This is a genomic window from Pseudomonas sp. CDFA 610 (assembly GCF_021147865.1).
GTDB lineage: Bacteria > Pseudomonadota > Gammaproteobacteria > Pseudomonadales > Pseudomonadaceae > Aquipseudomonas > Aquipseudomonas alliivorans.
Genome location: NZ_JAGTPM010000010.1, coordinates 1 through 21,514, shown reverse-complemented (window position 1 = coordinate 21,514; position 21,514 = coordinate 1). Strand labels below are relative to the sequence as shown.

General features: G+C 58.3%; 16 protein-coding genes and 2 pseudogenes. 11 read left to right on the top strand and 7 right to left on the bottom strand.

Translation table 11 applies throughout. The annotated features are described in order from the left end of the window. Positions 1–207: 207 nt before the first annotated feature. Positions 208–1,698: an L-piperidine-6-carboxylate dehydrogenase gene (gene amaB, locus KDX39_RS19025; protein ID WP_231661426.1), complete on the top strand. Its 1,491-nt coding sequence runs from the start codon at positions 208–210 to the stop codon at positions 1,696–1,698. A 24-nt stretch (positions 1,699–1,722) separates the two neighbouring features. Then, entirely contained in the window at positions 1,723–3,009 is a 1,287-nt protein-coding gene (amaA, locus tag KDX39_RS19020; RefSeq protein WP_231661425.1) for an L-pipecolate oxidase, read from the top strand. Between the two features lie 9 nt (positions 3,010–3,018). On the opposite strand, the gene KDX39_RS19015 is transcribed toward amaA, so the two are convergent. Then, positions 3,019–4,392, bottom strand: a complete 1,374-nt coding sequence (locus KDX39_RS19015) for a sensor histidine kinase (protein WP_231661424.1) — start codon at positions 4,390–4,392, stop codon at positions 3,019–3,021. After that, a complete protein-coding gene (locus tag KDX39_RS19010; protein WP_025996527.1) occupies positions 4,389–5,051 on the bottom strand; it encodes a response regulator in 663 nt (220 codons plus the stop codon). The genes KDX39_RS19015 and KDX39_RS19010 overlap by 4 nt, the downstream gene beginning before the upstream one ends. Positions 5,052–5,222: 171 nt before the next feature. Between KDX39_RS19010 and KDX39_RS19005 the strand changes: the two genes are divergently transcribed. From KDX39_RS19005 to KDX39_RS18965, 9 genes are all read left to right on the top strand, one after another. Further along, the gene (locus tag KDX39_RS19005) at positions 5,223–5,489 is read left to right on the top strand and encodes a PepSY domain-containing protein (protein WP_231661423.1); all 267 of its coding nucleotides are present in this window, start codon (positions 5,223–5,225) and stop codon (positions 5,487–5,489) included. Further along, positions 5,489–6,034, top strand: coding sequence for a cytochrome b/b6 domain-containing protein (locus KDX39_RS19000; protein WP_231661422.1), 546 nt, complete (start codon positions 5,489–5,491; stop codon positions 6,032–6,034). Before KDX39_RS19005 ends, KDX39_RS19000 begins: the two co-directional genes overlap by 1 nt. Before the next feature lie 67 nt (positions 6,035–6,101). Further along, complete coding sequence (locus KDX39_RS18995) at positions 6,102–7,400, top strand: sialidase family protein (RefSeq protein WP_231661421.1); 1,299 nt, start codon at positions 6,102–6,104, stop codon at positions 7,398–7,400. After that, positions 7,397–8,017 carry a hypothetical protein gene (locus KDX39_RS18990; protein ID WP_231661420.1) on the top strand — a complete coding sequence of 207 codons (621 nt, stop codon included), beginning with the start codon at positions 7,397–7,399 and terminating at the stop codon, positions 8,015–8,017. Before KDX39_RS18995 ends, KDX39_RS18990 begins: the two co-directional genes overlap by 4 nt. A 10-nt stretch (positions 8,018–8,027) precedes the next feature. Further along, entirely contained in the window at positions 8,028–10,061 is a 2,034-nt protein-coding gene (locus KDX39_RS18985) for an LTA synthase family protein (protein ID WP_231661419.1), read from the top strand. A gap of 96 nt (positions 10,062–10,157) precedes the next feature. Continuing rightward, positions 10,158–10,433 carry a metal/formaldehyde-sensitive transcriptional repressor gene (locus KDX39_RS18980; RefSeq protein WP_099229092.1) on the top strand — a complete coding sequence of 92 codons (276 nt, stop codon included), beginning with the start codon at positions 10,158–10,160 and terminating at the stop codon, positions 10,431–10,433. A 25-nt stretch (positions 10,434–10,458) separates the two neighbouring features. Next, positions 10,459–11,412, top strand: coding sequence for a CDF family Co(II)/Ni(II) efflux transporter DmeF (gene dmeF, locus KDX39_RS18975; protein WP_231661418.1), 954 nt, complete (start codon positions 10,459–10,461; stop codon positions 11,410–11,412). A gap of 195 nt (positions 11,413–11,607) precedes the next feature. Further along, entirely contained in the window at positions 11,608–12,222 is a 615-nt protein-coding gene (locus KDX39_RS18970) for a biliverdin-producing heme oxygenase (protein ID WP_184320222.1), read from the top strand. After that, a complete protein-coding gene (locus tag KDX39_RS18965; RefSeq protein ID WP_231661417.1) occupies positions 12,219–14,456 on the top strand; it encodes an ATP-binding protein in 2,238 nt (745 codons plus the stop codon). The genes KDX39_RS18970 and KDX39_RS18965 overlap by 4 nt, the downstream gene beginning before the upstream one ends. A 53-nt stretch (positions 14,457–14,509) precedes the next feature. Here the strand turns inward: KDX39_RS18965 and KDX39_RS18960 are convergent, their stop codons facing one another. The 5 genes and pseudogenes from KDX39_RS18960 to KDX39_RS18940 form a co-directional block, all read right to left on the bottom strand. Further along, positions 14,510–15,412, bottom strand: a complete 903-nt coding sequence (locus KDX39_RS18960) for a hypothetical protein (protein WP_231661578.1) — start codon at positions 15,410–15,412, stop codon at positions 14,510–14,512. Positions 15,413–15,577: 165 nt separating this feature from the next. After that, a complete protein-coding gene (locus KDX39_RS18955) occupies positions 15,578–16,462 on the bottom strand; it encodes a hypothetical protein (RefSeq protein ID WP_442964562.1) in 885 nt (294 codons plus the stop codon). Positions 16,463–16,601: 139 nt separating this feature from the next. Continuing rightward, complete coding sequence (locus tag KDX39_RS18950) at positions 16,602–20,387, bottom strand: hypothetical protein (protein ID WP_231661416.1); 3,786 nt, start codon at positions 20,385–20,387, stop codon at positions 16,602–16,604. A gap of 248 nt (positions 20,388–20,635) precedes the next feature. Beyond that, positions 20,636–21,181 (bottom strand): annotated as a pseudogene (locus KDX39_RS26450) (DUF4123 domain-containing protein); the annotation flags it as partial. Then, positions 21,178–21,514, bottom strand: a pseudogene (locus KDX39_RS18940) (DUF2345 domain-containing protein); the annotation flags it as partial. The pseudogenes KDX39_RS18940 and KDX39_RS26450, both read right to left, overlap by 4 nt.

Here is a 21,514-nt window from a genome sequence, read left to right as displayed (position 1 = left end):
GCACAAGGGGGACTCGCCACAAACGAAATAAAATCACCGAGTCATTCCAATAATTCAGGAAGTTGAGGCTTTTAATGTCTGGATGAGCCAATAGTTCATTCCTGAAAGGAATCATGTCGTTCAAAAACGTCGTTTGTGAGCAGCCCTTGAACGGGTCGATACTGGGTCATCATTGATTTCAACCCTTGTCATGACAGGAGAATCAGCATGGTTGCCGAGTTGTTAGCCAATCTGGGCGTGGCGAAAAGTGCCTGCACCGACGGAAATTATCCCGTCCATACCCCGATCGATGGCAGTCAGATCGCTTCAGTCACGCTGGAAGGCAGCGCTCAAGTGCAGGCGCGGATCGACACTGCGCACGAAGCCTTTCTGAAATGGCGCACTGTGCCGGCCCCACGTCGTGGCGAGCTGGTGCGGATCTTTGGCGAAGTATTGCGCGAGCATAAAGCTCAACTGGGCGAGCTGGTATCGGTCGAAGCGGGAAAGATCACTCAGGAAGGTCTGGGTGAGGTGCAGGAAATGATCGACATCTGCGACTTCGCCGTGGGCCTGTCGCGCCAGTTGTACGGACTGACCATCGCCTCCGAGCGTCCCGGTCACCATATGCGTGAAACCTGGCATCCACTGGGCGTGGTCGGTGTGATCAGCGCGTTCAACTTCCCTGTTGCGGTCTGGGCCTGGAACACCACGCTGGCGCTGGTCTGCGGCAACCCGGTGATCTGGAAGCCGTCGGAGAAAACGCCCCTGACTGCGATGGCCTGCCAGGCACTGTTCGACAAGGCGCTGAAGATTTTTGGTGACGCGCCACAGGGCCTCGCGCAACTGGTGATTGGTGATCGCGATGCAGGTGAAGCACTGGTCGACGACCCGCGCGTGCCGTTGATCAGCGCCACCGGCAGCACCCGTATGGGCCGTGAAGTGGGGCCGCGTGTCGCGGCACGATTCGGCCGCAGCATTCTGGAACTGGGCGGCAACAACGCCATGATCCTTGCCCCGAGCGCCGATCTCGATCTGGCCGTTCGCGGAATTCTGTTCAGCGCCGTGGGCACGGCCGGGCAGCGCTGTACAACGTTGCGCCGTCTGATCGTGCACCGCTCCATCAAGGATGAAGTGGTTGCGCGGGTCAAGTCCGCCTACGCCAAGGTGCGCGTCGGCGATCCACGCGAAGGCAATCTGATCGGTCCGCTGATCGACCAACAGGCATTCTCGGCCATGCAGGATGCGCTGACCAAAGCACGTGACGAGGGCGGCCAAGTGTTCGGCGGCGAACGTCAACTGCAGGACAGATACCCGAACGGTTACTACGTCACCCCGGCCATCGCAGAAATGCCCGGCCAGAGCGAGGTGGTCCGTCACGAGACCTTCGCGCCGATCCTGTACGTGCTGGCCTACGACGACTTCGAAGAAGCGCTGCGCCTGAACAATGAAGTGCCACAAGGCCTGTCGTCGTGCATTTTCACCACCGACCTGCGTGAAGCCGAGGCTTTCCAGAGTGCGGCGGGCAGCGACTGCGGTATCGCCAACGTCAATATCGGCACCAGCGGTGCGGAGATTGGTGGGGCGTTCGGTGGCGAGAAGGAAACCGGCGGCGGTCGTGAGTCGGGCTCCGATTCGTGGCGCGCCTACATGCGCCGACAGACCAATACCGTGAACTACTCCCGCGAGCTGCCTTTGGCTCAGGGCATCGTCTTTGATTGATTCGGGCATGGCTGGAGTTGTTCGATGGCGCACTTGCATGAAGGGTGTCTTTGGGAGCAGTTGACGCCGCAGCGTCCGGTCAGCCCTGCGCTGTTCGGCGAATGCAGCGCGGATGTGTGCATCATCGGCGCAGGTTTTACCGGACTGTCGGCCGCCCTGCAGTTGCTGGAGGGCGGCAAGTCGGTGTGCGTGGTCGAAGCCCATCAGGTAGGTCACGGCGGGTCCGGGCGTAACGTCGGTCTGGTGAACGCCGGAACCTGGGTCGCGCCCGACGAGCTGGAAAAAACGCTGGGCGCGGTCGAGGCCTCGCGGCTCAATACCGCGTTGGGCGCGGCGCCTGCGCTGGTGTTCGCGACCATCGACACATACAACATCGAGTGCCAGGAGACACGCACTGGCAACCTGCACATGGCACACAACGCCAAGGGGCTTGCAGACCTGCGCAGTCGCGCCGAGCAGTGGCAGCGCCGGGGTGCCAATGTTGAATTGCTGACCGGCAAGACCTGCGAAGACGCCTGCGGCACCGACAAGGTCGCCGGCGCGTTGCTGGACCATCGTGCGGGCACCGTCAACCCGATGGCTTATGTATCGGGCATGGCGCTCAACGTGGTGGCGCGGGGCGGGCAGTTGTTCGGTGGCTCGTCAGTGACCGGACTGCAACGCACCTCCGATGGCTGGAAGGTGTCGACCGCAGCCGGGAGCGTGCGCGCAGAAAAAGTGATCATTGCGTCCAATGCCTATACCGAAGGCGAGTGGACCGACATCAAGGATCACATCTTCGCCGGCTACTACTATCAGGTCGCCTCGCAACCGCTCAGCGGTGATGAACAGGCCGGGATTCTGCGCGGCGGACAGGGTTCGTGGGACACGCGCACGGTCCTCAGCAGCATCCGTCGCGATGCGCAGGGGCGTCTGGTACTTGGCAGTCTGGGCAATGCTGGCAATTATCCGCTGTGGTTCATTCGCCGATGGGCCGACCGCATCCAGCAGCATTACTTTCCTCAGTTGGGCAAGGTTGAGTGGGAAAGCACCTGGACCGGTCGCATCGGTTTCACGCCGGACCACCTGCTGCGATTGTTCGAACCTGCGCCGGGACTGTTGGCGGCGACGGGCTTCAATGGACGGGGTGTCACCACCGGCACGCTGGTGGGCAAGTGTTTTGCCGACTACCTGCTGACCAACGACGCTCAGGCTCTGCCAGTGAGTTTCTCCAGCAGCGGGAAAGTCTCCGGCAGCTCGATAAGGACCCTGGCCTACGACGCTGGATTCACCCTGTATCACGCAGGCCAGTGTCTGCGCGTGGTGCTCTGAAACGGCGTCTCAAGTGGTTCTGCTCTTGAGCCTCAGTTCCGCACACAGTCCGCCTTGCGCCGAGTTGCGCAAGTGCAGGCTGCTTTCCAGTTTACGTACGATCATGTCGACAATCGCCAGGCCCAACCCTGCGCCGTTGCTGTTGCCCTGACTGTAAAAACGTTCGAACAGACGCGCCTTCTGTTGCTCGTCGATGCCGGGACCTGCGTCCTCGACCGACAGGTATGCGCTGCCATCCTGCTGCGGGTGCAGCACCACGCGGATTTCGCTGGCGGGCGGTGCGAAGTTAAGCGCGTTGGTCAGCAGGTTCTGCAAGGCAATGGTGATGGCCGCCGGGTCGCTGTGGATAACACAGTCCTCTCCCGCTTCGAACACCAGATCCACCCGTTTTTCCAGGGCCAGCGGCGTCAGCTCGGCCATTTCTTCACGCACCAGCGTGTTCAGTTCGAAGCGGGTCAACTGGCTGTCGCTCAAGCGAGGTTCCAGGCGCGCCATGGTCAACAACTGGCTGGCCAGGCGTGCCGCGCGATCCACCCCGTGGACCAGGAAATCCAGGGCTTCGAGCCGCTGCTCCGGGGTTTCGGCCTGTCGGGCGTTCTGCGCATGGATGCGCAGGATGGTCAACGGGGTGCGCAGTTCGTGGGCCGCATCCGCGATGAAGCGGCGCTCGCGTTCCAGCACGTTTTCGATCTGGGTCAGCAGGCTGTTGAGCGCGTGCTGCATGGGTTCCAGTTCCTTGGCCAGCGGCGAGACGTCGAGCGGCTCCAGGCTCTCGGCGTCACGTCGGCTGATCAGTCGTGCCATGCTTTGCAGCGGACGCAGGCCCCAGCCAATCGCCAGCCAGATGGCCACGATCAGCAGCGGTACGCCGATCAACGCGGGCCAGAGCGTATGGCTGACGATCCGCTGGATCAGGTCCTGACGCACATCGTCGCGCTCGCCCACCCAGATCAGAAACCCCTGCTGCGGGTCTGCCAACAGAAAGCCGCACCACTCGTGGCCATTCTCAATCAGGTCATGGGAGCCTTCTTCGCCGGGCGGCGCAGCGAGCAACGGCGCTTCAGCCGAACGCACCAGCAGTTCGCCCGAGGTGCGCCATACCTGGAAGGTGAGGCGGGTTTCGTACGGGTGCGCCACGCCACTGGTGCCGACCCGGCTCATGGCCTGATCGAACGCTTGATAGAGCTTGTCCAGGTCCTGCTCGCCAGCCGCACGCTGACGCAGCACGCCTTGCAGCAGGCGAGCGCTCTGGGCGAGCTGTGCATCGTAGACTTCTTCGATTTCGTGATGGCTGTCGCGCAGGGCGAGCAGGCTGATGGTCAGGTCGCCCAGCAGCAACAGCAGCAGAACCGGGACCAGAATGCGAGCGCGTACCGAGGTCATGCCTTGAGCTCCAGCAGGTAACCGACGCCGCGAACGGTGCGGATCAGTTCGGTGGACAGTTTCTTGCGCAGGTTATGAATCAGCACTTCCAGGGTGTTGCTTTCGACCTTGTCCTGCCAGCCATACAGCGTGTTGGACAGGCGCTCGCGGGTCACGACCTTGCCGGGGCGGATCATCAATTGATGCAGCAACTGATACTCCATCGGCGTCATCGGCACTTCATTGCCCTGATAGCTGACCTGCTGCGAAGCCGGGTCGAGGCTGATGCCTGCATGTTCCAGCAGCGGTTGCGCGCGCCCCTGACTGCGGCGCAGCAAGGCACGGACACGGGCTTTCAGCTCTTCGACATCGAAGGGCTTGATCAGGTAATCATCGGCTCCGGCATCCAGCCCGGCGATGCGGTCGGCGGTGCCGTCGCGGGCGGTCATGATCAGCACTGGAAGCGTGATGTCTTCTGCGCGCAACTGGCGCAACAGGTCAAAGCCGTCCATGCGTGGCAGGCCGAGGTCGAGCAGCAGCAGGTCGAACGGCTCGCTGCGCAGGGCATGCAGCGCACTCAGCCCGTCTTCGAGCCAGTCGAGCGTGTAGCCCTCGGTATTGAGGGCGACCCGGATACCCTGGCCGATGGCTCGATCATCCTCGACAAGAAGCAGGCGCATAAGGTTTCGAACCGTGAGTGTGGGGGGGAGAAGGGCGCCATCATGCAGTGAGCGAGTGGTCTCGCGAAGCGCCGGGTGTGCGGGAAGATGTTACCAGCTGTTGCACATTAAGCTTTTCCTAAGACTCGTTTCGCACAGTGAGCGCTCCTTAACTGCCTGCGAGTATTTGCCATGCGTAAAGTCCTGCTGATTCCCCTGTTGTTGGCCAGCCCGTTGGCGCTGGCAGGTCCGCAATGCACCACGGCTGAAAAGTCCCAGTGGCAGGATCAGGCCAAATTTCAGGAGCAGCTCAAGGCTCAGGGTTACGAGATCAGCAAATTCAAGGTCACTGACGGCAACTGCTACGAAATCTACGGTTTCGATAAAGACAAGCGCAAGGTCGAGATCTATCACGATCCGGTCACCGGCAAAGCGGTGAAGAGCGAGATCAAGGGCTGATGAGCCAGGCTTCCCTGCGCCTCTGGGACCCGCTGGTCAGGCTGTTTCACGTCTCGATTGCGGGTGTCTTCATCGCCAATTACTTCTTCAACGAAGCCGGTGATGACTGGCACGTCTGGCTGGGCTACTACGCAGTGGCCTGGCTGGCGGTGCGGGTGGTGTGGGGATTCGTCGGGCCGCAGAGTGCGCGCTGGCGTGATTTCTGGCCGACTCCGGCGCGGTTGCGGACGCACGTGCGCTCGCTGATCAATCGCCGACCTGCGCACCGACTCGGCCATTCGCCGCTCGGTGCGCTGGTCATGATTCTGATGATGGCGCTGATCTTCGGTATGGGCCTGACCGGCTTCTTGATGGAAGAAGTCGATGCACTCTGGGGTGCCGACTGGCCACTGCAGATTCACGAGACACTGGCCAATACGCTTTGCGCGCTGGTGGTGTTGCACATGGCGGCGGCCCTGTTCGAGAGTTTTCAAGTGCGCGACAACCTGCCCTTGTCGATGCTGACAGGAAAACGACGTCCGTTGCCTGAAGATAGACGTTCATGAAAACCCGCCAACCCTGAATGCAGACCAGACGGTTACTTTCTTACCTCCACCACAGTGATGCCCCTTCATGCGTGTAATTTCCCGAAACCTGGTCGCATGGAGCGCAGGCCTGATCGTTGTGTCGATTTTTATCAGCGCGTGGCTCAGCCATCCGCTGCACCGGATTTCCGGCTTTGCGGTAAGCACGCCTACCGTCAACGCGGAAAGCATTCCCCCCAAGGCTTCCTATAGCTCGCGTTTCGCCTCGTCCGATCTCGATGACTTCGTGCATTCCTCGGCAGTCACGGCGTTGCCCGGCGGCGACCTGATGTCGGTATGGTTCGCAGGCTCTCGTGAAGGCGCTGGCGATGTCGAAATACGCACCTCACGCTTCGACGCCGCAACCGAGGAATGGGGAAGCGAACATGTTCTGGCCACCCGCGAATCGACCCAGTCAGGCACCGGGAAGTACATCCGCAAGCTGGGCAATCCGGTGATCGCACTGGCCCCCGACAATCGACTCTGGCTGTTCTATGTGTCGGTATCGGTGGGCGGCTGGGCGGGCAGTACGGTCAATGCGATGGTCTCCAGCGACATGGGGACGACCTGGTCGCCGCCACGCCAGTTGGTGACGTCGCCGTTTCTCAATATCAGCACCCTGGTACGCGCCGCGCCGGTGTTCCATGCCGACGGTTCCATCGGTTTGCCGGTGTACCACGAGTTTCTCGGCAAGTTTGCCGAGTACTTGTACCTGAGCCCGGACGGTGATGTGATCGACAAGTTTCGCATCAGCCGTGGCAAGAACTCGTTGCAGCCGACCGTGGTGCCGCTGGACGGGCAGCGCGCTGTGGCACTGCTGCGTTATGCCGGTGAGACCCATCACCGCGTACTGGCCAGCCGCACAGAAGATGGCGGACAGACCTGGAGCGAGCCACACCCGTTGTCGCCCAGCAACCCCAACTCGTCGCTGGCTGCAGTCGGCGTACCCGGCAAAGGTTTGCTGGTGGCCTTGAACGACCTGCGAGAAGGGCGCTTCAAACTCAGCCTGTATGGCACCGACGAGCAGATGGACATCTGGCGGCCGGTGATCGATCTGGACAAATCCCCCGATCCGCTGGGCACGCCGTTCTCGCTGGAGGCTTACAAAGAGGTGATCGGAGAAGGCTTCAGAAGCTCCAGCGGCGCACGTCGGCAGCCGATGGAAGCCGAGTTTCTGAGCAACCTTGACCAGCGCGTCTGTTCGCCGCAGGGCTGTGATTTCGAATACGAATATCCGTACTTCATCCGCAGTCCCGAGGGCCTGTATCACCTGGTCTACTCGTGGAATAACACCTTCATCAAACATGTCAGCTTCAATGAGGCCTGGCTGGCGGAGCACCTCCTATGATCGCGCTTGGACTGGCCCATCTGGCGTTTGCGTGGACGCTGTTCATTCTGCTGGCACCCCTGACGTCATCGCTCTGGTGGCGTTGCGGTCTGCTGACGGCAACGTCGCTGCTCAGCGTGATTTCCGTGAATGACCTGACGATGGCGGCCTACGCCCGCAGCCTGACCGATGACCTGGCGATCAGCAGCCTGGTGGTGCTGGCCTGGCTGACGTTGAACCGACTGGGTGTCATCAAACCGATTGCTGCCTCGCATCGTCTGGTGGTGCTGTCGGTGTTCGCTGCGATGGCGCTCGCGCTGTATCCGGCCACGCTGGGGCTGACCTATTTCGATCCGTACCGCTGGGGCTACAACCCCAGGACCATGATCATCATTGTGGCAGTGATTGCGCTGGGGCTGGTCTGCCTGCGCAACGTGCCGGGCGTGTTGATGCTGAGCGTTGCCACGCTGGCGTTTACCTTCCGCATCAAGCCGTCGGAAAACTATTGGGACTACCTGATCGACCCGCTGCTGGCGCTGTATTGCTGCGTGGCGCTGGTGTGTCTGGCCGTTCGTTATGTCTATCGCAGGGCCATAGGGCGCAATCGCCCGACAGGCCTGTCTGCCAGTGCTGTCTAGAGGGAAGAGAATGAGTGGGTTGCAATCACGACGCCTGAGTTACTGGCTGGGTGCGATCGGGCTGGTGTTTGTGTTGCTGGCCGTGTTGCGGATGGTGTTCTTCTACGGCTTTTCGGGCCTGGAGCCGGGCACGCTGTTCACCCGAGGTGACGTGCTGCAGACACTGGGGATCGGTTTGCGATTCGACCTGCGTCTGGCGTTGTTGCTGATGCTGCCGGTGGCGGTGCTGCTCTGGCTGCCACGCGTGAACCTGATCCGCCTGCCTGCGCTGCGCTGGGTGGTGAGGGTTTATCTGATACTGGCGCTGGCCATTCTGACGATGGTCTACATCGTCGATTTCGGTCATTACGCTTATCTCGGCGTGAGGCTGAACGCCAGTGTGCTGCGTTATCTGGAAGACGCGCAGATCTCCCGAGACATGCTTTGGCAGACCTATCCGGTGCTATGGATCACCTTTGGCTGGCTGCTGATCGTTGCGCTGATGGGCTGGGCGCTGATCAGACTGGAGCGGGTGACGCTGGCGCGAGCTGCCAGGCCGATGACGCGCGTATCGGTTGCGGTGGTCTCGACCGTTATGGTGTGCGCGACGTTTCTGGGGCTGCTGGGCCGGGTCGAAAACCTCAATCTGGAAAACCCGGTGCCGTTGCGCTGGAGCGATGCATTTTTTTCTGGCAACAGTCAGGTGGCGGCGCTGGGGCTCAACCCGGCGCTGTTTCTCTACGACACGCTTAAAGTCGCTCAATCGCGCTACGACGAAAAACAGGTACGCGAGCACTACGACGTCGTCGCTCGCTATCTGGGTGTGGACAAGCCTGATGTGAGCGTTCCCGATTTCACCCGACAGCAGCCGGTGCAGCCGTATCGGCTGCCGGGTGATCGGCCGCCGAACGTGATGTTCGTAATGCTGGAATCGCTGGGTACCAGTGCCGTTGGTGCTTATGGCAATCCTCTGAATCCGACGCCGAATCTGGATCATCTGGCAACGCAGAGCTGGTTCTTCAAGCACTTTTACGTGCCGGTGACCGGCACGGCGAAAACAGTGTGGGCGAGCATTACCGGTGTTCCCGACGTGACCCGTCAGGAGACCGCCACGCGCCATCCGCTGCTCACCCGTCAGCGCACGATCATCAATGACTTCAAAGGCTACGAGAAGCTGTACATGATCGGCGGCAACTCGGGCTGGGCCAACATGAACGCGTTGATAAGGCGCAGTATCGATGACGTGCGGCTGTACGATGAGCGCGACTGGAAATCACCTCAAGTGGACGTCTGGGGTATTTCCGATCTGGACCTGTTCAAGGAAAGCGACCGCATTCTGCGCGCCTTGCCCGCTGACAAACCGTTTTTCGCCTACGTGCAGACGGCGGGCAATCACCGGCCGTTCACCATCCCCGAAGACAACGACGGTTTCAAAGTCAGCGACAAGACGCTGGAACAGGTTCAGGCCGCCGGTTCGCGCAGCGTCGAGCAATATAACGCGGTACGTCTGCTGGACTTCAACATCGGTCGACTGATGGAACTGGCCAAGGCGGGCGGGTATTACGAAAACACCATCTTCGTGCTGTTCGGCGATCACAACACGCGGATCAGTCAGATCCCGCACATGGCGCCTGCCTTCGAGCAACTGGGGCTGGAGAGCAATAACGTGCCGATGCTGATCCACGCGCCGGGCCTGCTCGGCACGCGTGTGATCAACGAAGCGGTAGGGCTTGCCGATTTGCTGCCGACGCTGGCGGGCATGGCCGGCATGCCGTTCAGCAACGGCGCAATGGGGCGCGACATTCAACAGCCCGCGCCGGAAGGCGAGCGGGTCGTGCCGTTGGTGCTGCGCGAAGGCACCTTCCCGTTGATCGGCGGTGTGACGCAGCATTACCTGCTGCAGATGGAACATGACGGCAGTTCTCCAACGCTGCACGATCTGGCTTCGCCGACACCGCTGGACAACGTCGCCGAGCAGAATCCTGAAGAGTTCGAGCGCCTGCGCGACCTGACCCGCGGGTTGCACGAGACAGCGCGAATGATGCTGTACCAGAACGTGCGTTGATCCCGATTACGCCAGCCTTTCGGTTGCAGGCTGGCGTTTGCCTCTCGCGTCCAATGCGTCTACCATTCACTGCTAGATAGGTAGGGGGGGTATAGTATGGCGCACATGATCGATAACAAGGCTGATCTGCTCAAGCGTGTGCGGCGCATTGCCGGACAGGTACAGGCCATCGAGCGCCATCTGGAAGGCGATGCCGAGTGTGGCAAGACGCTGCATCTGGTTGCGGCCACCCGTGGTGCCCTCAACGGCCTGCTGGACCAGATCATCGAAGCCCATGCCCGCGAGCATGTGGCGCATCCCGATTTGAGTGACGAGTCGCGGGCGCAAGGCCTGGAAGAATTACTTGAAGCCATCCGCCGGTATTCCAAATGACACCCGTCGTGCAAGGAGCCTTTCGATGAGCAACGCCCATCACGGCCATGCGGCCGCTCAGCCCCATCACCACGTATTTCTCGGTACCGCCCATGACCGCAACGCACGTCGCACGCTGTGGGTCGTGGCGCTGACGTTCGCCATGATGGTGGTCGAGATCGTGGCAGGTTATTTCACCGGTTCCATGGCTCTGCTGGCCGATGGTCTGCACATGGCAACTCACGCCGGAGCGCTGGGCATCGCGGCAGGTGCTTACGCCTTTGCGAGGCGTAATGCCCACAACCGCAGTTTCAGCTTCGGCACAGGCAAGGTCGGCGACCTTGCCGGGTTCGCATCGGCGCTCATTCTGGCCATGGCGTCTTTGGGTATCGGCGTGGAGTCGCTGGTCCGGCTGTTTCAGCCGACCACCGTTGCGTTTGGTGAGGCCACCGTCATCGCGATTATCGGGCTGGCGGTCAATGTGCTGAGCGCCGTTTTGTTGTCCGGCGGACACGGCCACGCGCATGACCATCATGATCACGGGCATTCTCAAGACCCTGATCACGACCACCATCACGGCGACAACAACTTCCGTTCGGCATACCTGCACGTCATGGCCGACGCTCTGACTTCAGTGCTTGCCATCGCGGCGCTGCTGGCCGGGCGCTATCTGGGTTGGGTCTGGCTGGATCCGCTGATGGGCATCGTTGGCGCGTGCGTCATCGCGAAGTGGGCGTATGGCCTTATCAAGGACAGTTCCCGCGTTCTGCTGGACGTGACTGACGAGCACGTGGCCGGTGAAATCCGCGAGGTTGTGGAAACCATCGGAGATGTGAGCATCATTGATCTGCATGTCTGGCGGGTCGGACCCCAGGCCCATGCAGCGATTGTCAGCGTGCTGGCTGATATTAAAGTGCCCGCTGATGTGATCCGTGGCAGACTCGGTCACGTACATGAGATCTCGCATCTGACGGTCGAATACCAGACCCGAAACGTCTGAGTTTCAACAGGCAATGCGTGCCGATGTTACAAGTAACAGGCATGCATTGACTTATGGTCGTCATTTCAAGCTTTTGTATTTCATCGCCCATTCGGAAAAAGACTGTTCGCTTGCGCATTCAGTCTGTATTTTGTCCGTCAATTTTCGCTCGGACGCGCTTTTTCTGACTTATCGAACCACCGAGAGCCTTACTGGATGCCGGCAAAGTTTTCCTGCTTGAAACCTTCGAAGTTGCTTGATGCACTTCGCTCTGAAACCAGTCAATTACACCTTCAACTCGAAAAACGTATGCCGTTTTTCTCTTCCAGTCTGGATGCCGCTCTTTACCTTCGTTTGATGCAGGCCTATTACGGGTTTTATTTGCCGCTTGAAGCGGCGCTGCGAACCAGTGCGCTCGTTCCGTCAGAACTCGTGCCGCACGAGCGGGTCAAAACCCCGGTGCTGATTGAAGACCTGCAGGCATTAGGCATGACTGATCAGAACATCGAGCGCCTTGCGCTCTGTTCCCGGTTACCTGTGGTCGATTCTCCTGCCGCGTGTCTGGGCGTGCTGTATGTGCTCGAAGGTGCGACACTTGGAGGGCAGGTGCTGCGCCGCGAGGTCGACAAACGACTCGGGCTGGACGAACAAAACGGTGCTGCATTTCTGGATGTGTATGGTGCGGATACCGGTCCGCGCTGGAAGGTGTTTTTGAATTATCTGGACACTGTGCCGGACGACAGTGTTTTCAATGCAGCTGCAGCGCAGGCGGCGCATTCCACATTTGCATGTTTCGAGCGCTGGCTCGACGGTCAAGAGGTACTTTTATGAGCCAACTCGACAAGGACGCTTTTGAAGCGCTCCTGGCCAATTGTGCTGATGAACCCATCCAGTTCCCGGGTGCCATTCAGCCCCATGGCCTGTTGTTCACTCTGACAGAACCTGCCCTGACCGTGCTTCAGGTAAGCGCCAACGTTCACACCGTATTAGGTCTTGAACCACAGCAGGTGATCGGCCAATCGTTGGAAAAGGCTTTGGGTGCCGGCTGGACTAATGTCATCAGAAGTGCCAGCGCCCATGAATCCTTCCTCGACGCGCCGCGTCTGCTCATCAACGTCAATGGCGTCGAATTCGAAGCCATGATGCATCGCAGCCAGGACGCGCTTATTCTGGAGCTCGAAATCCAGGATAAGGACGCTCAGGCCGTCAGTTATCTTGAACGTACGGGTAATCTGGGCCGCATGCTGCGTCAGTTGCATGCCGCCAAGGACCTGCAGACGCTTTACGAAATCAGCGTTCGTGAAGTTCAGAAAATGACCGGTTACGACCGAGTTCTGATCTACCGCTTCGAAGAAGAAGGGCACGGCCAGGTTATCGCTGAAGCTTCTTCCCCGGCGATGGAGTTGTTCAACGGTCTGTTCTTCCCGGCTTCGGACATTCCCGAGCAAGCGCGTGAGCTGTATCGCAGAAACTGGCTGCGCATCATTCCCGATGCCGATTACACGCCCGTACCGCTGGTGCCGCAATTGCGTCCGGACACCGACCAGCAGCTTGACCTGAGCTTTTCGACGCTGCGCAGCGTTTCTCCGATTCACTGTCAGTACATGAGGAACATGGGCGTGCTGTCCTCGATGAGCGTTTCGCTGATCCAGGGTGACAAGCTGTGGGGCCTGATCAGCTGCGGTCACCGCACACCCCTGTACGTTTCCCACGAACTGCGCAGCGCGTGTCAGGCACTCGGTCAGGTTCTGTCCCTGCAGATCAGTGCGATGGAGGCGCTTGACGTCAGCCGCCAGCGCGAGGCCAAACTGCTGACACTCGGCCGCCTGCATCAGTCGATGAGCGCTTCGGAAGAAAACGTCTTCGACGGACTGTCTCAACAGCCGCAGTTGTTGATGGATCTGGTGGGCGCTACTGGTGTGGCAATCATCGAAGACCGTCAGATGCAGTGCTACGGGGTTTGCCCAGAACCTGCTGATATCCGTGCGCTGCACACATGGATGATGTCGGGCAGCGAGCCTGTGTTCTCCAGCCATAAGCTGTCCAGTGTCTATCCGCCTGCCGAAGCCTATCAGTCCATCGCCAGCGGTGTTCTGGCAATGAGTCTGCCCAAGCCGGTTGACAATGGCGTGATCTGGTTCCGCCCCGAGGTCAAGGAAAGCATTCAGTGGAGCGGCGACCCGACCAAACCCCTGAATCTGGAAAGCTCTGATGTCGGGATGCACCTCAGGCCTCGTACCTCGTTCGAGATATGGAAGGTCGAGATGACCGGCATCGCGACCAAGTGGAGCCACGGCGACCTTTTTGCGGCCAACGACCTGCGTCGTTCGGCGCTGGAAGACGACCTGGCCCGTCAGGTCACCCGTGAACAGCAAGCCGTGCGTGCCCGCGACGAACTGGTGGCCGTCGTGTCCCACGACCTGCGCAATCCCATGACCGTCATCTCGATGCTGTGCGGCATGATGCAGAAATCCTTCAGCTCCGACGGCCCGCATACATCACGTCGCATCTCCTCGGCCATCGACACCATGCAGCAGGCTGCCAGTCGCATGAACGTGCTGCTTGAGGATCTGCTCGATACTTCGAAGATCGAAGCGGGTCGCTACACCATCACGCCGCAGACCCTTGAGGTGAGCCAGATCTTCGAAGAAGCCTACTCGCTGCTCGCGCCGCTGGCGATGGACAAGTCCATCGAGATTTCCTTCAATGCCGAGCCGGAACTCAAGGTCAAGGCTGACCCGGAACGCCTGTTCCAGGTGCTGTCGAACCTGATCGGCAACGCCATCAAGTTCACCCCCAAGCTGGGCAAAATCGGTGTGGCGGCGATGTCAAACGGCGAAGAAATTGTCTTCACCGTTTGCGACTCCGGCGAAGGCATCCCACCTGATCAACTGCCGCACATCTTCGAACGCTACTGGACCGTCAAGGAAGGCAACCCGAGCGGCACCGGGTTGGGCCTTTACATTTCCCAAGGCATCATCAAGGCCCATGGCGGCGTATTGGCGGCTGAGAGCGAAGCAGGCAAGGGCAGTGAGTTCCGGTTTACGGTGCCGCGGGCGGATTGATCCTGCCGGGAGCGAGGAACACTCGCTCCCGACCGCTGTTTTGCCGGCGTTTTTCAGTCGTTGTAACTGACATAGCGCTCCATCAGATTGGGCCGTGTAAACGTGTCGATGGCACACGCGCGCTGCCACATTGCATCCACTCGCTGTTTGAATGTGTCGTCGTCCATGTCGATCCAATAGCGTGGATTGCGGCCATTTTCCTTGTCGTATTTGGCGGTTACCGGATCCAGATGCCGGTAGGCTTCGAACAGCGGGATATCCGGGATCGGTCGGCTGACATCCATGTAATTCTGCAGAAAATCCCAGAGCGCACAGGGCCGATGCTTGAAGTCGTCGGGTCCAAGCAATGAATGAAAGTTGATCTGCCTGTCTTCATAACGATGGCGGAGCAGCAATCCGTAGTTGGAGCCGAAACGATCCCGAGTGGTGAGCATGTAGGCATCGAACTCGTAGAACGGTGCGATGAACTCGTCTATCACGCCTTCCTTTCGGTGGCGTTTGTAGTCGAAGATTGTTACCAGTCCTGTTCGGCGGTTCAGCTCCCAGAGTGGGCCTTTGGGGGGGCGGAACCAGATTTTGGGGAAATGGTTTACGACGACGTGACCTAGCCCCCAGCAGAACAGGGGTATTCCAAGAAAAATAGGGTAGACCTCTTGCAGTAGCTCAAGGGTAACAGTCTGCCAAGATTCTCTGGAATGATATATAGAAAGAAAATGTATATAAATCAGTATGGGTGGAAATATTATACATCCGGCTTTTCCCAATTGTAGTATGTAAAGCCATAGTTGAGATGTGAAGGGGAGTTGTGCGAATCTAAAATGTTCCTGATCATACTTTTGGTGAAGTTTTACATCCTCGAAGAGTTTGCGGGTATAGGTTCCTTCTATTTTCTGTTTTTCGTTTTCCTTCGCTGTGTTTTCCAAAAACCTCATGCTGGTAGGGGTTGACTGCTCCATGACGCCATTCGATGCCACTTGCTGGGTTGAGCTCCAAGGCAGACGAATTAAGGTAGAACCGAATGACTTACGCCTCAGACAGGGTTTTTGTTCAGGAATACTGCCAGGCCTGTAGGCCTGTGAACCGTAATAGTGCGGGGTGCTCTTTGTCGTACTCATAAATGCTCAATCATTATAGCTGACACTGTTTTCCATCAGGTTCGGCCGTGTAAACGTGTCGATGGCGCACGCGCGCTGCCACATTGCATCCACTCGCTGTTTGAATGTGTCGTCGTCCATGTCGATCCAATAGCGTGGATTGCGGCCATTTTCCTTGTCGTATTTGGCGGTTACCGGATCCAGATGCCGGTAGGCTTCGAACAGCGGGATATCCGGGATCGGTCGGCTGACATCCATGTAATTCTGCAGAAAATCCCAGAGCGCACAGGGTCGATGCTTGAAATCGTCGGGTCCAAGCAATGAATGAAAGTTGATCTGCCTGTCTTCATAACGATGGCGGAGCAGCAATCCGTAGTTGGAGCCGAAACGATCCCGAGTGGTGAGCATGTAGGCATCGAACTCGTAGAACGGTGCGATGAACTCGTCTATCACGCCTTCCTTTCGGTGGCGTTTGTAGTCGAAGATTGTTACCAGTCCTGTTCGGCGGTTCAGCTCCCAGAGTGGGCCTTTGGGGGGACGGAACCAGATTTTGGGGAAATGGTTGATGACGATGTGGCCGATGAGCCAGCATACTAACCAAGGTGACATAATTATGGGAAATGTATCAAATACATTCATGAGGTAATTTATAATTGCGGAGTCAGTAGTGTTTTCGATGCCGAGCAGCGAGGTCAGAAGAAAAATAGGCAGGAGTATTATAAATGACCACTTTCCTCCCGCATGCATGAATAGCCAGAAGTGTGAGCGGAAAGGCAGTTGTGCAAAACGTATACGCTCTTGGTCATAGACCTGATGAAGTTCGATGTCACGAAATGGAATGGGTGCGTTATGGGTGGGGGTATTATTTTGCTTTTCCCACATTCGCATTTCATTTGGGGCAGGCTCGGCCACGAATCCATCGGGAATGATGTTCGAGGTCGTTCCCCACGGTAACCGTACGCCATTAACGTTTCGCCGAGAAGGAGAAGCCTGTCTGGGTATCTTGTTTTTTTTGTATGTAAAGCTACCGTAGTAGGACGTAGATTTCGACTTATTCATGAGAACGTGCCTTGAATGTTTCTTCATCTGCCCAGAACGGCTGATTAACCTTACTGAAGTCTGGTTTGGCGTAGGTAAGGTTGTATTGAATTGGGTCGCTGGGGGAAGGTGCTGGAAAAACGCGTTTTTCATCGCCACGACTCATTACAAATTGGGCTCTGACTACCCAAGTTAAATGAGAGGTTTTAGTGTCGCCAATTGATATTGTCGGGTTTGTTGGGGTTCTGAAAAATAACTCCAACCCGTCAGGATGCAGGCGTTGTGCCTTTGGGAGTTCTTTTTTTTCGGCTGCTTGAATTTCGGTTTGGTAAGGTATTCCTTCTCGGCTGGAACGTGTGATAACACTGCCTAACCTGCATTCAGTATTTATATCGAGACTTTCAAGGCGGCTGATTAATCCTGGTAAATAACTTTGAATACGAATGATCGTGTCGGCACTTCTGATCGCGTGGGGGGGTTCAGTGAAAAAGTTGTACTTTGCACATGGTTCGTAGGCTGGATTTTTTTCTATTTTTATCGTTATGCCAGCGAGTAGGCTGGTGAGTCGATAAAATGCCTCCTGTGGGTCTTTCAAAAAATAATCACTGACATCTCCTTTTCCGAATGGACCACTTTTTAGCCATGTTTCCAGTGGTGTTGAGCTAAAGAGTAATATTACTCCGACTCCTGTGCCGATCAACAGTAAAGCGATCCAGCCCAAGGGACTCAGTCCGAGGAAAGTATTTGCTCCTGCGAATGCTGTGCCCAACGTGCCAGCTATTCCACCCATGGCAATAAGGATATGTCCGTATGCCGCATCATCGTTTCGCCGCCAGGCGTACCAAGCGTCCCAGAGGTTCAATACTGTCAGCGCTATCCCTGAAATGAGCTGGGCAAGCATCCGAGCAGTTACTTCCTTGGCAAGTGCACGGCTTAAAAAAGGACCAAGCCAGCGCTTGGAACCGGCATCAGTAATCCTCAATAGTGTCTGTCTAGTGGGTTGTAGTGAAGCTTTTGTTCCGGACATTTTTACGATTAAGGCTTCTAAAGCAATAGCTAGGTCTAGTCCCGCAGCCGTGCTCCCTAACGACGCCCGGTATTTACTCTTCTCTCTGGTTGTTTGATTGAATGCATCACTCTCCGAACTCACATTCCAAACCTCCAACATCAAAACCGCCACACAAAACCGTGTCGATGCCAGAAATTGGTAAACAGGCCCACGCTTCGTCGCATCCAGATTTTCGATGGCCTGACTCAGCCCGCTTCTCGCCCGAACATAGGCACTTTCCGCTTTGCCAGTCGCATGCCCCGCTTCTTGGGCGGCTTTCAGTTTGCGGTTGATGTCGCCGACCAGTTGCGCGGTTTTGTGGCTGCGCGGGATGACCAGCACGTGGTGATCGCCGGACGTCAGGGGGCCGTGTGGGTTGAACGGAGGATCGATGTCGCGGAACGGGTTGCCGTTCGGGTCCAGGTATTCACCGTAGCGGGCGTTGGGCATGGTGCTTCGGGTCGGCAGGTCTTCCAGGCCAAATACGTAGTGCTGCGCAGTAACCCGGTTTCGTTTCAAGAGGAACGCGGCGCCGAAGTGCTCCGGCATCATGCTGCGCAGTTGCTGAACGCCCCGGCCCTGGCGGTTGATGTTGATCCTGCGTGCGTTGGAACCGGGCTGTTCGCGGGCTTTGGCCAGTTGATCGATGGCCGACTGGCTTTTGATGTCGGCGGCAGCGACGTTGGCTTTACTGGAGGACAGCGTCTGTTCGGCGCGCCCGACAGCGTTCTCGGCGGCATCGACTGCGCCTTGCAGGTTCTCGAAGATACCGACCAGTGCAGCGGTTGTGGCTTTGCCGTTGTTGATGAGGAAGAAGTTCTGCAGGCTATCGCCTGCCAGGAGGTTGGCCAGCAGCGTCGCGTCCAGCGTGACCTGAGTCACGGGGTCGGGTGCCGGAAAGTGTTCGAAACGTGCCAGTTGCGTCGCGCGAAAGCGACCGTCGCCCAGGTTCTTGTCTTCGTCGAGTGGCACCTCATAAGGCTTGCAGACCGTTTCCAGATCGCTTTCAGGCCAGAGCATGAGGTGCAGTGGATGCTCGCTGTCGTTGGTTATCTGCGACAGCAGTGTCTGGCCCTGACTGACCCTGGCTTCCACGAAACCGACTTGCGTGACCGCGTCCACGATAGTGCCACCAGGTGCCAGCGGATCCACGTTTGAGGGTGAGAGTGCGAGTGCCGTCAGTGTGCGGCTCAGGTCATACAGTGCCGCTACGTACTCGAAGCCATTCTGGCTAAGGTGGTCGGCGACGGCCTGGAGTGTGATGGGGTGTTGAAGGCTTTCAACCAACAGGCCCTGAACGGCGATCATGTTGCGCCATGCCAGCGCTCGCTGGACGGTAGCGGTGCACTGGTTGACGGCTTGTCGGCCGGTGTCCGAGAGCGAGCTAATCACTTCATTGAGCGGGTTTTTCGCGCCGGCTATCGTTGGCGGAACGATCAACTGGTGCACCAGCAAGGCGCTGGCGTGATGAGGATGCTGGATGGCGTACCTGGCGCACACACCGAGCAGTTGCTGATGGGTATCGAGGCGCTGTCGTAAATGGCGTATTCGGTGATACGAGTCCTCAAGCAACACACCCCAGGCCTGACGCTGGCGAGCTTTGCTCAGTACGTCAGACACATTCGGATGAGCTTCCCAGAGGACAAGGTTGTCTGTGGAATCTTCTTCACCGGCAGGCAAGCTGGCCTGCATGGCATCGGCAAGCGCCGACAGTTCCAGATAATGTGTGTCCTTGACCGCGCTGCCTTTGTCAGCTTCGGCAAGAAAGGCGTTTGCCTGTTCGAGTGCCTTGGCTGGAAACTGGCCTGACAGATCACACAGATAAAGGGCAGGGTGTTCCAGCAGCCGTTCGTATCCGGGCTGGCGTGCACGTTGTGGCGCTGCGAGGCTGACGGGAAATGCTGACAGCTCCAGATTCAGGCGTGCGGCCGTGATCGGCGCCAGGGTGAGTTGCTGAACCTTGTCGAGCATGTTGAAACCTGAAAACGCCTTGAGCATGGCTTCGCCATCAGGCTTGCCCTTGTAAAGACGGGTGAAACGCTCTTTCGAGTAACTGAGGTCAGGCCTTTTGCAACGCTGGGTTCTCAACGCTGCATCGCGCTCCAGACGCTGCAGCCGGGGCGCGCTGAGCTGTATCTCGGAAAAGCACAGCTCCACATCCAGCACACGCTGGTTGTTCCACATTCCGGGCAGCCAGATGTCGTCAAGCGCCACGCCGATGGCCGTGCGTTCGCCCGGTGTAAAGCCCTCATCCTGACGAAACCGGGCGACATCAATGTCATGGTAGGTCGTACCGGTATCGCTGATCCGCACTTCAAGTTCACGCCAGAGCTTTTGTCGGTAGAACACATACACATAGCCCGAACGGGCCAATACTGGCGTGCCCAGGTCATAGGGACTTTTCGAACCCGGCAGGGCGACGAAGGGCAGCACCGGAACGATCTGGTTGAATTGTGCGTCAGCCTGCCGTGGAGTGACGTGTGTGTCACCGAGCAGTGGCAAACGTATCGGTTCGCCTTCGGTGGTCGCAATTTCGAGCGCCAGTTGCGTCTCGGCAGCGTGATCCCACACCTCCAGCATGCAGCTGTACTGCGCTCTTTCCAGCGTCTCGGGACGGGAAGGGTAGGTGCAAGCACCGTCCTTGCTGTTCAGCACCAGTTTTTGACTGGGCGCGTGATCCTTGCCCATGACCTGAACGATCAATTTGCCGGTTTCACAGCACGGACCGGTACTCAGACTGCCGATGGTCATTAGACAGATTCCTTGTGTCGCGCAGACTGCTGCAGCAGATCTTGCAGTGTGTTCAAGCGTGCTTCGCCAGTGCCGCCGTACTGGCGCGGCAGCGCTTCCTGGTCAGGGTGTTGTGCGCGCAACGAGAGGTAGCGGTTCATGAGCGTCGGGTCTGTTGCGAAGCCATGGGCCATGCCTTCGTCCAGATAGTCGAGTGCTTTTGCAAAGGCGACGCCGGATTTTTTCTTCCACCAGTCATAGGCAAAACGCTCGCGCTCCTGGCGACGAAAAGCGTGCTCATGGGCGTCGCTCAGTCTCGGCGTGGCTGGCTGGGTCGCAGGTGTCCATCGAGAGGCATGAGTATTGTCGAGGCTCATCCAGCGCTGGTTGCCTTGCGCAAGGTCTGGCCAGGTTCCGCCGTACCACGACAATCGGGAAATGGGACCAAACCATGGCGCATTCTCTTCGGTGGTCCCGGTTGTGAAGAAGTAGCTGGCCGTTACAGGATTCGAATAGCGCAGGACGCCCCGGCGGATTCCCTCAAAGTTGACGATTGACAGGTGTCTGAGATGCGCGAGCAGGATGTCGTTGTGAAACGGACTCTCGATAATCAGCCCCGGCCATTTTTCAGGATCGTCGTGGACCGCCTGTAAAACGTTATCGTCGTCGGTCGCAGCCAGCCACAGAGGGCTTTTATCCCGACAGGGTGCCAGTTCTGTTCTGTCGAACAGCATGTGTGGCTTGGGATCAGGCAGCAGTTGGTAAAGCTTTTCCAGCAGGTGGTCGGTACGCTCCAGCAGCAGGGAGATCCTCATGGTCTGCCTTCCTCCTGCAACGCCTTGCGACAGCCGCAATCGGGTAGCGGACAGTCCATCGGGGTTCCGCCTTCAGGCTTTTGACAGAGCTGGGCAAGTGGAACCGGATCTGCCAGCTTCTGCATCAACAGCTCGCCTGCGTTTTCTGTCAGAACCTCTTTGACAAGGCCCGGCAGGTTCGGCAGAGCGCCGCTGCCGCTGGCAGGCGCACCTCCCGAGTTCAGCCTCACCAATGGCCCGCTGACCGTCACCCCGCCCGGATCGATCTTGATAAAGCTGCCACCCACCTTGAGGGTGATTTCCAGCCCGGCCTCGATCACCACCTGGTCGCCC

Bases quoted from the DNA above. Each gene is read 5' to 3' on its own strand.
- amaB (WP_231661426.1), top strand. From the start codon at position 208: ATGGTTGCCGAGTTGTTAGCCAATCTGGGCGTGGCGAAAAGTGCCTGC.
- amaA (WP_231661425.1), top strand. From the start codon at position 1,723: ATGGCGCACTTGCATGAAGGGTGTCTTTGGGAGCAGTTGACGCCGCAG.
- KDX39_RS19015 (WP_231661424.1), bottom strand. From the start codon at position 4,392: ATGACCTCGGTACGCGCTCGCATTCTGGTCCCGGTTCTGCTGCTGTTG.
- KDX39_RS19010 (WP_025996527.1), bottom strand. From the start codon at position 5,051: ATGCGCCTGCTTCTTGTCGAGGATGATCGAGCCATCGGCCAGGGTATC.
- KDX39_RS19005 (WP_231661423.1), top strand. From the start codon at position 5,223: ATGCGTAAAGTCCTGCTGATTCCCCTGTTGTTGGCCAGCCCGTTGGCG.
- KDX39_RS19000 (WP_231661422.1), top strand. From the start codon at position 5,489: ATGAGCCAGGCTTCCCTGCGCCTCTGGGACCCGCTGGTCAGGCTGTTT.
- KDX39_RS18995 (WP_231661421.1), top strand. From the start codon at position 6,102: ATGCGTGTAATTTCCCGAAACCTGGTCGCATGGAGCGCAGGCCTGATC.
- KDX39_RS18990 (WP_231661420.1), top strand. From the start codon at position 7,397: ATGATCGCGCTTGGACTGGCCCATCTGGCGTTTGCGTGGACGCTGTTC.
- KDX39_RS18985 (WP_231661419.1), top strand. From the start codon at position 8,028: ATGAGTGGGTTGCAATCACGACGCCTGAGTTACTGGCTGGGTGCGATC.
- KDX39_RS18980 (WP_099229092.1), top strand. From the start codon at position 10,158: ATGGCGCACATGATCGATAACAAGGCTGATCTGCTCAAGCGTGTGCGG.
- dmeF (WP_231661418.1), top strand. From the start codon at position 10,459: ATGAGCAACGCCCATCACGGCCATGCGGCCGCTCAGCCCCATCACCAC.
- KDX39_RS18970 (WP_184320222.1), top strand. From the start codon at position 11,608: ATGCCGGCAAAGTTTTCCTGCTTGAAACCTTCGAAGTTGCTTGATGCA.
- KDX39_RS18965 (WP_231661417.1), top strand. From the start codon at position 12,219: ATGAGCCAACTCGACAAGGACGCTTTTGAAGCGCTCCTGGCCAATTGT.
- KDX39_RS18960 (WP_231661578.1), bottom strand. From the start codon at position 15,412: ATGGAGCAGTCAACCCCTACCAGCATGAGGTTTTTGGAAAACACAGCG.
- KDX39_RS18950 (WP_231661416.1), bottom strand. From the start codon at position 20,387: ATGACCATCGGCAGTCTGAGTACCGGTCCGTGCTGTGAAACCGGCAAA.